Raw genomic sequence first — 12,864 nt, 5'->3', positions numbered from 1 at the left:
AGAAGACACGGAAACCGTTCTATGGAAGTCTCACGTATCCGGGCCCTGCGGGGCCCGAACCTGTGGTGCCGCCACACCGCCATCGAGGCGATCGTGGCTTGCCAGGATGCCACCAACATGCTGTCGGCGCTGCCCGGTTTTGAAGACCGGCTGCGCGCCCGTTTTCCTGAGATCGGGCCGCTGCGCCCGGACGAGGAATCGGGCGAGCTGTCGCTGGCCCACGTGCTGGAAGTGACGGCGCTGCGCCTGCAGGCCGCCGCCGGCTGCCCGGTCACCTTCAGCCGCACCGCGCAGACGGTCGAGCCCGGCACCTACCAGGTGATCGTGCAATACAGCGAGGAAGAAGTCGGCCGGCTTGCATTCGAGCTGGCCGAGGCCCTGTGCCGCGCCGCACGCAACGACACCCCGTTCGACCTGGCCGACGCGCTGCACCGCCTGCGCGAGCTGGACGAGGACGTGCGCCTGGGGCCGAGCACCGGCTCCATCGTCTACGCCGCCATGGCGCGCGGCATCCCCTACCGGCGCCTGACGCAGGGCTCGATGGTGCAGTTCGGCTGGGGCAGCAAGCAGCGCCGCATCCAGGCCGCCGAGACCGACCGCACCAGCGCCGTGGCCGAATCGATCGCGCAGGACAAGGACCTGACCAAGACCCTGCTGCACGCCGCCGGCGTGCCGGTGCCGCTGGGCCGCTCGGTGCGCAGCGCCGAAGAGGCCTGGGCCGCCGCGCAGGAAATCGACGCCCCGGTGGTGGTCAAGCCGCGCGACGGCAACCAGGGCAAGGGCGTGGCGGTACGCATCCGCACCCGCAAGGAAGTGATGACGGCCTATGAGGTCGCCTCGGACATCAGCTCGGATGTGATCGTCGAACGCTATATCCCGGGCCATGACTTCCGCCTGCTGGTGGTCGGCAAGCAACTGGTGGCGGCGGCGCGCCGCGACCCGCCGCAGGTCATCGGCGACGGCGTGCATACCGTGCGCCAGCTGGTCGAGGAAGTGAACCGCGACCCGCGCCGCGGCGAAGGCCATGCGACCTCGCTGACCAAGATCCGCTTTGACGATATCGCGCTGGCCACGCTGGCCAAGCAGAACCTGACCGCCGATTCCGTGCCGGCCAACGGCACGCGCGTGGTGTTGCGCAACAATGCCAACCTGTCCACCGGCGGCAGCGCCACCGACGTGACCGACGACGTCCACCCGGACATCGCCGCGCGCGCCGTGGCGGCGGCGCAGATGGTGGGCCTGGACATCGCCGGCGTCGACGCCGTGTGCGAGACCATGCTCAAGCCGTTCGAGGAACAGGCCGGCGGCATCGTCGAAGTCAACGCCGCGCCGGGCCTGCGCATGCACCTGCAGCCGTCGTACGGCAAGGGCCGCGCGGTCGGCGAAGCCATTGTCTCGACCATGTTCTCCGATGGCGACGATGGCCGCATCCCGGTGGTGGCCGTGTCCGGCACCAACGGCAAGACCACCACGGTCCGGCTGATCACCCACATCATGGCCACCAGCGGCCTGCGCATGGGCATGACCGGCACCGACGGCGTATATGTCCACGGCGAGCGCATCGACACCGGCGACTGCAGCGGCCCGCGCAGCGCGCGCAACGTGCTGCTGCACCCGGACGTGGACGCCGCCGTGTTTGAAACCGCGCGCGGCGGCCTGCTGCGCGAAGGCCTGGCATTCGACCGCTGCGACGTGGCGGTGGTGACCAACGTGGGCGAGGGCGACCACCTGGGCCTGTCCTTCATCAACTCGGTGGAAGACCTGGCGGTGCTCAAGAGCGTGATCGTGCAGAACGTCGCGCCGCACGGCATGGCGGTCCTGAACGCGGCCGACCCGATGGTGGTGCGCATGGCCGACGCCTGCCCCGGCAGCGTCACCTTCTTCGCGCACGATCCCAACCAGCCGGCCATGGCCACGCACCGCGCGCAGGGCAAGCGCGTGGTGTTCGTGGACGGCGCCGACATCGTCGTATCCGAAGGCGATACCGTAGTGCGCATCGCACTGGCCGAGATCCCGCTGACGCGCAACGGCACCATCGGCTTCCAGGTCGATAACGCGATGTCGTCGATCGCGGCCGCGTGGGCGCTGGGCATCGACTGGTCGATCATCCGCCGCGGCCTGGCCACCTTCGTCAACGACGCGCAAACCGCCCCGGGACGCTTCAACGTGTTCGACTACCGCGGCGCCACGCTGATCGCCGACTACGGCCACAACCCGGATGCCATCCTGGCGCTGTGCAACGCTGTCGAGACCATCCCCGCCAAGCGGCGCGTGGTGGTGATCAGCGGCGCGGGCGACCGCCGCGACGACGACATCCGCCGCCAGACCCAGATCCTGGGCGGCGTGTTCGATGAAGTCATCCTGTACCAGGACCAGTGCCAGCGCGGCCGCGCCGACGGCGAGGTGCTGGCGCTGCTGCGCGAGGGCCTGCAAGGCGCGCAACGCGCCGGCCAGGTCGAGGAGATCCGTGGCGAGTTCCTCGCCATCGATACCGCGCTGTCGCACCTGCAGCCGGGCGACCTGTGCCTGGTCCTGGTGGACCAGGTGGAAGAGGCGCTGGGGCATATCGCCAGCCGCATCGCGCAGGGCTGACCGGCCCGGCGATAAAAAAGGCCAGCTCCGCGGAGCTGGCCTTTTACTTTGTGGCACCGATCAGTGGCGCCCGGGCAGCGACAAGCGCCGCTCCAGCATATGCTGCACGCCCGACAGCCCCGTGCTCAGCACCCAGTAGATCGCCGCCACTGCCAGGTACAGCGGCAACGGCTGGTAGGTGGCCGCGATCACCTCCTGCGCCGTGCGCAGCAGCTCGGTCACGGTGATGACCGATACCAGCGAGGTGTCCTTGATCAGGCTGATCAGGCTGTTGGACAGGCTCGGCACCGCCAGCCGCAGCGCCTGCGGGCCGATCACGTAGCGCAGTGCCTGCACCGGCGTCAGGCCCAGGCTGTACGCCGCCAGCCATTGCCCGCGCGACACGCCCAGGATGGCCCCGCGCATGCTCTCGGACAGGTAGGCGCCGACGTTCAGGCTCAGCGTCAGCACGCCCGCGGGCGTGGGCTCCAGCGCGATGCCGACGCCCGGCAGCCCGTAGTAGACGACAAAGATCTGCACCAGCAGCGGCGTGCCGCGCATGATGCTGACGTAGGTGCGCGCCACCGCCTTGAGCACGCGGCTATGGCTGATGCCCATCAGCGCCACCACCGTGCCCAGCATCAGCCCGAACACCATCGACCATAACGCGAACTTGATGGTCAGCAGCGTGCCCTGCAGCAGCACGGGCAGGGAATCGGTGACAAGCTGGAGAGCGGACATGGGCGTGGCGGCGGCAGAAGAATGAAAAAGAAAGCGGCGCGGCGGCCATGCAGGCCGCGGCGCCGCGACATGATACCGCCCGGCTTGCTGGCCGGCTTACCTGACTGGCTTACTTGATTGGCTTACCGGCGGGCCTGGTCACGTCGGTGCCGAACCACTTCACCGAGAGCTTGCCAAGCGTGCCGTCCTTGCCCAGGTCGTCCAGCGCGTGGTTGATGGCCTGCGCGAACTTGGGGTTGTCCTTGCGGAACGGGATGGCCACCTGCGTGGTGGCACCCGCCACGATTGCGCCCTGCCGCAGCGGCAGGTTGGCGGTCTTGACCAGGTAGGCGACCATCAGCCGGTCGTTCAGCGCGGCGTCGACACGCTGTGCCGCCAGGTCGCGCAGGTACTCAGGCGCGCCGGGATAGGTCTTGACCTCGATGCCCGGCACCGACTTGGCCAGGTCGTTGAAATTGCTGCCCAGGCTGACGCCGAGCTTGTGGCCCTTCAGGTCTTCCAGCGACTTGAACTGGCGGTTGTCGTCCTTGCGCTGGATCAGCTGCGCATCCGAGTAGACGTAGGGCGTGGAGAAGTCCAGCACTTGCTGGCGCTGAGGCGTGACGTTGACCTGGTTGACGATCACGTCGAACTTGCCCGCCTGCAGGCCGGCAATGATGCCGCTCCATTCGGTGGTGACGAACTCCGGCTTCACGCCCAGTTTGCCCGCCACCGCACGCGCCACGTCCACGTCAAACCCTTCCAGCTCGTTCTTCGCGCCGCGGAAGCCGAACGGCGGATACGTGCCCTCCAGGCCGATCTTGAGCACGCCGGCCTGCTTGACGGTATCGAGCAGGTCGGCGGCCTGCGCCGCGGTGGACGCCAGCCCGGCGCCGGCAAGCAGCGAGGCAGCCAGCAGGGATTTGAGCCAGCCAGTACGAATCGATCGCATATGTTCTCCAGTGGATGCGGATAAGCAGTGTGGGGGGGCAGACAGCGCCGGAGGCCGCTTGTGAGGGCCGCCGGCCAGTTGTGCTGCTATGAGCCTATATCGGGCTCAACACTACCGCAAACACTATCGAACGCTAAATATTGATTCATTATGGCTAAATAACCGCCGGGCCTGACGCCGACCCGGCGGTGGCGCCCTGCCCTTACTGGTAGGCCTTGTCGTTGGGCGCCGCGAACAGCGCCTTCATGTCGGCCGACAGCGGGTAGTTCATGTTGATGCCGCGCGGCGGGATCGGCGACATGAACCACTTGTTGTACAGCTTCTCGGCACGGCCGCTGGTCTGCAGGTCTGCGATCACGCCGTCGGCCAGCTTCTTGAACGAGGGATCGTCCTTGCGGAACATGCAGGCGTAGTTCTCGGTCTGCAGCGGCGCGCCGACCACCACCCAGTCGCCCGCGCTCTTGGCCTTGGTGCGCTCGCCATACAGCAGCGGCTCATCCATGACGAAGGCAGCGGCGCGGCCGGTCTCCAGGATCAGGAAGGACTGGCCGTGGTCCTTGGTGCTGATCAGGTTCATGTTCATGGCCTTCTCGCCGTTCATCTTGACCAGCAGGCGCTCGCCGGTGGTGCCGGCGGTGGTGACCACGTTGCGCTCCTTCAGGTCGGTGAACTCCTTCACGCCCGAATCCTTTTTGGTCAGCATCTTGATGCCGTAGACGAACAGGCTGTTGGAGAACGCCACCTGCTTCTGCCGCTCCAGGTTGTTGGTGGTGCTGCCGCATTCGATGTCGATGGTGCCGTTCTGCACCAGCGGGATGCGGTTCTGCGAGGTGATCGGAGTCAGGCGCACCTGCAGGCTGGGCATCTTCAGTTCGCTCTTCACCTTGTCGACGATCTGCAGCAGGATCTCGTGCGAATAGCCCATGACCTCCTTGCCGTCGGTGTATGAGAACGGGATCGACGATTCGCGATAGCCAAGCGAGATCACGCCGCTGTCCTTGATCTTCTTCAGCGTGTCGCCATCGGCGGCATGGGCGGCGCCGGCGGCCAGCAGCAGCGTGGCGGCCGCAAGCGCGTGGCGGGTGGCGGATCGGTGGGGGTGCAGTGATTTCATGTGGCGCTCCTTGTAGTGGGGCTTGGTCATTGAGGCATGTTTCGTGAACGGCGTCGTGGATTGCGGACGCACGGGTACGGCATGAACCAACACTTGCCTGCGGCGCTATGCGCGCGCAGCATCAAAATCCTCTGCTTCGATGGCCGGACGGCGCCCTGCCAGCCGGTCGGCCAGCAGGCCGGCGCTGCCCATCGCCAGCGTAAAACCGAGCGCGCCGTGACCCAGGTTCAGCCACAGGCCGGACACCCGCGACGGCCCCACCAGCGGCAGGCCGTCCGGTGTGGCCGGGCGCAGCCCGGCCCACGGCTGCAGTTGCGCCAGCGGCAGCTCGGGCATGATGCCCTCGAACAGCGCGCGTGTCTGTGCCACCAGCGTGCCGACCCGCTCCGGGTCGATGCGGGTGCCGCCGCGCACCAGGTCGGCCATGCCCGCCACCCGCAGGGTATTGCCGATGCGCGCGTAGACGATCTTGTTGGCAAAGTCCGTCACGCTGATATGCGGCGCGTGCGCGCTGCTGGCCAGCGGCACCGTGATGCTGTAGCCCTTGAGCGGCCACAGCATCGGCCGCACGCCCAGCGGCCGCAGCAGCGGCACGCTGCCGATGCCGCCAGCCACGATCACCACGTCGGCCGGCACCACGCCGCTGGCGGTACGCACGCCGGTCACGCGCCCGCCCTGCTGCACCAGCTCTTGCACGACGGTGCCGAAGCGCATCGACACGCCGGCGTGCGCCCCGTCTTGCAGCAACCGTGCCAGCGACAGGCAGAAGCGGTGGCAGTCGCCCACTTCCTCGCTCGGCGTGTAGATGGCGCCGGCAATCTCGTTGCGGATGCCGGCCAGCGCGGGCTCCAGCGCCACGCAGGCATCGCGGTCCAGCGCCTGCTGCTCGCAACCCAGGCTGGCCTGGTAGTCCAGCAGCCGGCAGGCCGCTCCGAACGCCGCCGCATCGCGGTGCACAACCAGTTTGCCGCGCCGCGCAAAATCGAAGCCGGCGCCCACATCATCATGCTGGTGCCGGGCCACGAAGGCCTGCATCAGGTCGCGTGAATAGAACCCCAGCCGCAGCAGCTTGCGCGTGGTGGCTTCGCTGGTGGCGGCATTGCAGGCGCCCATGAAGGCTGCCAGCCAGCGCCACTGCGCCGGGTCGGCAGCGGGCCGGAAGCGCATCGGCGAATCGCGCCGCAGCAGCCAGCCCGGCACCTTGGACATCACGCCCGGCCCGGCCAGCGGCGCCACATAGCTGTAGCTGAGCTGCCCGCCATTGGCAAAGCTGGTCTCTTCGGCCGGCCCGTCGTGGCGCTCCAGCACCGTCACCTGGTGGCCGTCCTCGGCCAGGCGCCATGCCGTCGTCATGCCGACCACGCCGGCGCCCACGATCACTACCTGCATTGCCATCCCTTGATTGCTTCATCCCGATCCGGCAAAGCGTAGCGCAGGCGGCGCGGATTGCCCAATGCGAATACGTGCCAGAATATGTCATCAGGCTATGGATGCCTGCCCGCTTCCCGGATTGCCATGCGCTTGCGCCAGATTGAAGTCTTCCGCGCCGTGATGCTGACCGGCACCGTCAGCGAGGCCGCGCGCCTGCTGCACGTGTCCCAGCCGGTGGTCACGCGCGTGCTGCAGCATGCCGAGGCCTCGCTCGGCTTCCGCCTGTTCGAACGGGTGCGCGGCCGGCTGCAGGCCACGCCCGAGGCCAATGCGCTCTATGGCGATGTCGAAAGGCTATATGGCGAGATCGAGCGCGTGCGCCGGGTCTCGGAAAGCCTGCGCCACAAGGGCGCCGGGCGGCTGCGCGTGGCCGCCACCCCCAGCCTGGCCAACCCGCTGCTGGTGCCGGCGGTGCGGCGCTTCTGCGCGCGCCACCCGGACACGCAGGTGCAGGTGCTGACCCACCATACCGACGAGATCGTCGGGGCGCTGCTCGCCAACCAGATCGACCTGGGCTTTGCCTTTGCGCCGCCGGGCCACGAGGCCATCTCCAGCGAGCCCGTGGCCAGCGGCCGCATGCTGCTGGCAGTGCCGCGCGGCCAGCCGCTGCCTGCCGGCGGGCGCCGCCAGGTGGTGCCGATGCAGCGGCTGATGGAGCGCGCTTTCATCGGCTATGACGACAACAGCTCGCTCGGGCTGCTGGTGCGCCAGACCCTGGCCCGGCACGCGCTGGAGCCGCGCTCGACGCTGGAAGTGCAGACCTATTCGCTGGCGCTGGCCCTGGTCGATGCCGGGCTGGGCGTGACCCTGCTGGACCAGTACACCGCGCTCAGCGCCAGCCCGGAGCGGGTCGCGCTGCATGACGTGGCGCCGGTGCTGCCGTTCGAGATCCAGATGCTGCGCGCCAGCCACCGCGCCGGCTCCAGCCTGGCCGACGACCTGCGCGCGCAGTTTGCGCTGGCCGCCGGGGAACTGGCCGCGACGCTGCCGCAGCGGCTGGAAGCCCCGGCCGCCAGCTTTGACGCCGCGCCCCGGAGCCGCGATCGAGGTCTGCCTGATGCCTGATTGACAGCCGCGCGCGCCGTGCACCATCATCAAGCCGCCTGCAGGCACAAGCTGCATGCGCCAAACCGCCTATGTTCGTCCTGATCCTGATCGCCCTTGTCCTTGTCAGCGCCTTTTTCTCGGTCTCCGAGATCGCGCTGACCGCCGCCCGCCGCACCAAGCTGCAAGTCCTGTCGGAGCGCGGCGACGGCCGCGCCACGCGCGTGCTGCGGCTCAAGGAAGAGCCCGGGAATTTCTTCACGATCGTGCAGATCGGGGTCAACAGCGTGGCCATCCTGGCCGGTATCCTCGGCGAGAAGCATGTGTCGGACCTGCTGCTGGAGACGCTGTCGCCCTATATGCAGGTGGTCCACGCCCAGCGCGCGGCCAATATCGGCTCGTTCCTGATCGTGACGCTGCTGTTCATCCAGTTTGCCGACCTGATCCCCAAGCGCATCGCCATGACCTTCCCCGAGCGGTGCGCGGTGGCGGTGATCGACCCGATGCTGACGCTGCTGCGCGTGCTCAAGCCGCTGGTGTGGATCTTCAACGCCGCCGCCGATGCCACGCTGCGGCTGCTGCGCCTGCCGACCAAGCCGGTCGACCAGATCACCACCGAGGACATCGCCGCGATGGTCGATGCCGGTGCCGAGGCGGGCGTGCTGCACAAGCACGAGCTCCACCTGATCGAGAACGTGTTCGAGCTCGAGTTCAAAAGCATTACCGCGATCATGACGCCGCGCGACGACGTGGTCTACCTGAGTCTCGACGAAGCCGCCGACAGCGTGCGCCGCAAGCTGGTCAGCCAGCCGCACGCGCAATACCCCGTGTGCGGGCACGACCTCGACGACGTGCAGGGCTATATCGATTCCAAGGACATCCTGCAACTGCTGCTGGCCGATGAAAGCGCCGCCGCAATCGGCAATATCGGCCGCCACCACGACAAGAACGTGCTGGTGATCCCCGACACCCTGACCCTGTCCGAGGCACTCACGCGCTTCCGTGAGATGCACCAGAACTTTGCCGTGGTGATGAACGAGTACGGGCTGGTGGTAGGCATCGTCACGCTGGACGATATCGTCGGCGCGCTGATGGGAAACATCCTGTATTCCAGCGAGGACGAGCAGATCGTGCGGCGCGACGACAGCTCCTGGCTGGTCGACGGCCTCACGCCGCTGGTGGACCTGAAGAAGGCGCTCGATCTCGACACCCTGCCCGGAGAAGACTATGTCGACACCGCGGCCGGGCTGGTGATCTACGCGCTCAAGCGCATCCCGAAGAAGTCCGAGTCGATCACCGTGGCTGGCTATCGCTTCGAAGTGCTGGACATCGACCATCACAAGATCGACCAGCTGCTGGTGTCGCGCCTGCCGCAAGCGCCGGAGACTGAAGCGCCAGCGCCGCTGGCTTAGGATCGCCGGCCTGCCGGTAGCGCTCCAGCGTCTCCGGCAGCCGGAACCATGCCACATAGCTGAACGCCACCACCACCGCTGCCGCGGCCACCACGCCCAGCCGCCATGGCGCCACCGACTCCCTCGGCGCCGGCACATGCAGCGTGCGGTAAGCCGTACCGAGCAGCGCGATCCATGCCAGCCCCAGCGCATAGCCTGCGGCGACATCCGACAGCCAGTGCATGCCCAGGTACAGCCGCGACACCCCGATCGCCGCCACCGCCACCACGGTCAGCGCCAGCACCGGGACGCGCACGCGCCACGGCTGGCGCAGGCACATCAGGAAGGCCAGGAAGCCATAGGTGACCATGCTGCTGGTGGCGTGGCCGCTCGGGAAGGAATACGATTCCAGGCCGCTGTAGATGCTGGCCGGGCGCACGCGCGCCATGCCCAGCTTGAGCGCCATCACGCAGGCGCGCGCACCCAGCAGCGCGGCGGCCCAGTACAGCGCCACCGTCCAGGCGCGCCGCCAGCACAGCCACGCGAACACCGCCACGCCCACCGCCACGGAAATGCGCGCGCCGCCCAGTTCGGTCACGGCCACCATCGCGATATCGAGCCAGTCGGTGCGCAAGGCGCGCAGCCACGCAAACACGATCTGGTCGATGCGCACCACGCCCCCGCTTTCGGCGACCTCACCGGCCAGCCAGAACAGGGCGCTGCCGCAGGCCAGCAGCACGGCGCCGGCCAGCAGCACCACCAGCAGCTCGGCCATGTCGCGCTCGAGCACGCGCAGCGTGAGCGTGGTCAGCCGGCGCGGCTGTGCGGCCACGCGCGCGGACAGTGCGCCGCCCCCCCTCACGCGCCACCGGTCCAGCCAGCGCACCACCGGCCGCAACAGCACGACCAGCAGCGGCACCAGGCTCAGCAGCAGCACCGTCACCAGCGTGAACAGCGCCAGCAGCCCCAGCGCCGTGCCCGGCGTGAGCCAGGCCTCGGCGAAGGCGCCCGCGCGTGCCGGCACGTCAATCACGGGACGCGCCCGCCGCGCCGACGATGCGGGCGATATTGGCGCGAGCCGGCGCCTCGCAGTCGGCAAAAGCTTCGCTCAGGAAAAGTTGCGGGCGCTGCGCCAGCTTGCCCAGGAACGCCGCGCGGCGGCGCATGAATTCCGTCTCCAGCGCCTCCCCCTGCAGACCGGTGCGCGCGGCCAGTAAGGCGCGGTTCTCGGCGAACACCTCCAGGCTATGGGCATCGAATCTTTCCGGCGTCGCGGCCAGCCTGAGCAGGTCGAGATCGAGCACGGTCTCGGCGCCGGCAATGCTCGGGCCATGGCCGCGCGTATCGAGCACGATCTGCGCGGCACGGTCCAGCACCGCGCGGTCCTCGCCGGGCGCCACTGTTTCGATCAGCGCCGCCGACGCCGCCTCGTTGTGCTCGCACCCCGCCACATAGACCGCGTCGTGGCACAGCACCGCCAGCGCCTGCGCGCGGTCCAGCGCAATGCCGCGCGCGTGGGCGGTCTCGAACATCTCCAGGATATGGCGGCGGTCGTGGTAGTACCGGTACGGCGTGTCGTGCAGCGCCAGCACATCGAGCACCGCCTGGCGCGGCAGGAAGTCCAGGCAAGCCAGCGCCGCGGGCCAGGCGGGCGCAAAGCGCGGCACCTCGCCCTGCGGCGTGGCCACCGGTTCGCTGAACACATCGGCACGGCGCACCCACAGCAATGAGGGATCGCGCATCGCGCGATAGACCACCACCGGCGCGAGATCGGCCTCGAGGCGGCCGATGCCGACCGCCGTGTAGGCGCCGCCCTTGTAATGCAGGTACGGCATGCCGGCGACCAGGTTGGGGTCGGCCGGCAGTTCGGCTGGATCGCCGTGGAAGACCGGTGCTGGGGGTTGGCTGGCGGGTGGCTGTGTCATGGTGCGGCATCCTGCGTTGCGGATCGCCATGATAGTGCACCCGGCAGCGCGTCCGGTACGCAGGTCAGTGCGGCGGCCCATGCCCGCCGCATGAAAAACCGGCCGCGGAAAAAACAAAACCGACGCGCACTTTCGTGGGCGTCGGCCTGAGTTTTACTACACTGTTTTTGCCTGTCCGGTGGTCGAGCCGGGCAGCTTCTTGTTTTGGCGGAGAGGGTGGGATTCGAACCCACGGTACCGTCGCCGGTACGCCTGATTTCGAGTCAGGTACATTCGACCACTCTGCCACCTCTCCGGTAACTTGTTGCCGTGTGGCGAAACCGAGATTATAGCCATGTCCAGCCAGCCGATGCAAGAGGCTGGCAGCGGATTTTTTCAGCTCGCTTTACAGCTCCGGCTTCAGGAGGGTGATGCCGCCCATGTACGGCTGCAGCGCGGCCGGCACCGTGACCGAGCCGTCTGCGTTCTGGTAGTTCTCAAGGATCGCCACCAGCGTGCGGCCCACGGCCAGGCCGGAGCCATTGAGGGTGTGCACCAGCTCCGGCTTGCCCTGCCCCGTGCGCATGCGCGCCTGCATGCGGCGCGCCTGGAAGTCGCCCATGTTCGAGCACGAGCTGATCTCGCGGTAGGTGTTCTGCGCGGGGATCCACACTTCCAGGTCATAGGTCTTGGTGCTGCCGAAGCCCATGTCGCCGGTGCACAGCACGATGGTGCGGAACGGCAGATCCAGCTTCTTCAGGATCGCCTCGGCGTGGCCGGTCAGTTGCTCCAGCGCATCGAACGACTGCCCGGCCGGCACCACCTGCACCAGCTCGACCTTGTCGAACTGGTGCTGGCGGATCATGCCGCGCGTGTCCTTGCCGTACGAGCCGGCTTCCGAGCGGAAGCACGGCGTATGCGCGACAAAGCGCAGCGGCAGCTTCTCGCCGGCGACGATGGCGTCGCGCACGATATTGGTCAGCGGCACCTCGGCGGTCGGGATCAGGTAGAAGTTCTCGATGCGCTCGCCTTCCTCGCTGCCGACCTTGCGCGGCACCTTGAACAGGTCTTCCTCGAACTTGGGCAACTGGCCGGTGCCCCGCATCGACGCGGCATTGACCATGTACGGCACGTACATCTCGGTGTAGCCGTGTTCCTGCGTATGGGTGTCGAGCATCAGCTGCACCAGCGCGCGGTTCATGCGCGCCAGGCCGCCGCGCAGCATCGAGAAGCGCGAACCGGTGACCTTGACCGCGGTGTCGAAATCCAGGCCGAGCTTCTCGCCCACGTCGACGTGGTCGCGCACGGCGAAATCGAACTGGCGCGGCTCGCCCACGCGGCGCACTTCGACGTTCTGGGTTTCGTCATTGCCCACCGGCACGCTTTCATGCGGCAGGTTGGGGATAGCCAGCATCAGTTCAGCCAGGTGCGCCTGGATCTCGTCCAGCCGCGCGGCCGAGGCCTTGAGCGTGTCGCCGATGCCGCCCACTTCCGCCATCACGGCCGAGGCGTCCTCGCCCTTGCCCTTGAGCATGCCGATCTGCTTGGACAGGCTGTTGCGGCGGGCCTGCAGTTCCTCGGTCTGGGTCTGCAGTTGCTTGCGTTCGGCCTCAAGTGCCTGGAACGCCGCAACGTCGAGTTGGTAGCCGCGCGTGGCAAGGCGTTGCGCCACGGCGTCGATGTCTTTGCGGAACAGCTGGATGTCGAGCATGTTGCTAAGGTGAAGTGCTGGGCCAG

The 12,864-nt window shown here is 68.0% G+C and carries 10 protein-coding genes and 1 tRNA gene; 3 read left to right on the top strand and 8 right to left on the bottom strand.

Translation table 11 applies throughout. The annotated features are described in order from the left end of the window. Positions 1-21 precede the first annotated feature (21 nt). Entirely contained in the window at positions 22-2,592 is a 2,571-nt protein-coding gene (gene cphA / locus RS901_RS10305) for a cyanophycin synthetase (RefSeq protein WP_316148673.1), read from the top strand. A 60-nt stretch (positions 2,593-2,652) separates the two neighbouring features. Here cphA and RS901_RS10300 read toward each other — a convergent pair whose 3' ends face one another. From RS901_RS10300 to RS901_RS10285, 4 genes are all read right to left on the bottom strand, one after another. Then, positions 2,653-3,312 (bottom strand): amino acid ABC transporter permease, encoded by a 660-nt coding sequence (locus RS901_RS10300; RefSeq protein ID WP_316148672.1) that lies wholly within the window; start codon positions 3,310-3,312, stop codon positions 2,653-2,655. A 109-nt stretch (positions 3,313-3,421) separates the two neighbouring features. Continuing rightward, positions 3,422-4,243, bottom strand: coding sequence for a transporter substrate-binding domain-containing protein (locus RS901_RS10295; protein WP_035822372.1), 822 nt, complete (start codon positions 4,241-4,243; stop codon positions 3,422-3,424). A 202-nt stretch (positions 4,244-4,445) separates the two neighbouring features. Continuing rightward, positions 4,446-5,357 (bottom strand): glutamate/aspartate ABC transporter substrate-binding protein, encoded by a 912-nt coding sequence (locus RS901_RS10290; protein WP_316148671.1) that lies wholly within the window; start codon positions 5,355-5,357, stop codon positions 4,446-4,448. 105 nt (positions 5,358-5,462) lie between these two features. Further along, a complete protein-coding gene (locus RS901_RS10285; protein ID WP_316153456.1) occupies positions 5,463-6,746 on the bottom strand; it encodes a D-amino acid dehydrogenase in 1,284 nt (427 codons plus the stop codon). Positions 6,747-6,872: 126 nt separating this feature from the next. Between RS901_RS10285 and RS901_RS10280 the strand changes: the two genes are divergently transcribed. Together RS901_RS10280 and RS901_RS10275 are read left to right on the top strand one after the other, a co-directional pair. Then, on the top strand, positions 6,873-7,853 hold the full coding sequence (locus RS901_RS10280; RefSeq protein WP_316148669.1) for a LysR substrate-binding domain-containing protein: 981 nt from the start codon (positions 6,873-6,875) through the stop codon (positions 7,851-7,853). 71 nt (positions 7,854-7,924) lie between these two features. Continuing rightward, positions 7,925-9,244 (top strand): hemolysin family protein, encoded by a 1,320-nt coding sequence (locus RS901_RS10275; RefSeq protein ID WP_316148668.1) that lies wholly within the window; start codon positions 7,925-7,927, stop codon positions 9,242-9,244. Here RS901_RS10275 and RS901_RS10270 read toward each other — a convergent pair. The 4 genes from RS901_RS10270 to serS form a co-directional block, all read right to left on the bottom strand. Beyond that, on the bottom strand, positions 9,126-10,256 hold the full coding sequence (locus RS901_RS10270) for a phosphatase PAP2 family protein (RefSeq protein ID WP_316148667.1): 1,131 nt from the start codon (positions 10,254-10,256) through the stop codon (positions 9,126-9,128). The two genes, RS901_RS10275 and RS901_RS10270, sit on opposite strands and share 119 nt — an antisense overlap. Then, positions 10,249-11,178 carry a DUF1653 domain-containing protein gene (locus RS901_RS10265; RefSeq protein WP_316148666.1) on the bottom strand — a complete coding sequence of 310 codons (930 nt, stop codon included), beginning with the start codon at positions 11,176-11,178 and terminating at the stop codon, positions 10,249-10,251. The genes RS901_RS10270 and RS901_RS10265 overlap by 8 nt, the downstream gene beginning before the upstream one ends. 175 nt (positions 11,179-11,353) lie before the next feature. Then, a tRNA-Ser gene (locus tag RS901_RS10260) sits at positions 11,354-11,443 on the bottom strand. Between the two features lie 90 nt (positions 11,444-11,533). Then, a complete protein-coding gene (serS, locus tag RS901_RS10255; protein WP_316148665.1) occupies positions 11,534-12,838 on the bottom strand; it encodes a serine--tRNA ligase in 1,305 nt (434 codons plus the stop codon). Positions 12,839-12,864 lie beyond the last annotated feature (26 nt).

It is taken from the genome of Cupriavidus sp. BIC8F (assembly GCF_032465815.1).
Classification (GTDB): domain Bacteria; phylum Pseudomonadota; class Gammaproteobacteria; order Burkholderiales; family Burkholderiaceae; genus Cupriavidus; species Cupriavidus necator.
The sequence above is the reverse complement of the archived record's forward strand: the minus strand, read 5'-3'. Positions and strand labels throughout refer to the sequence as shown.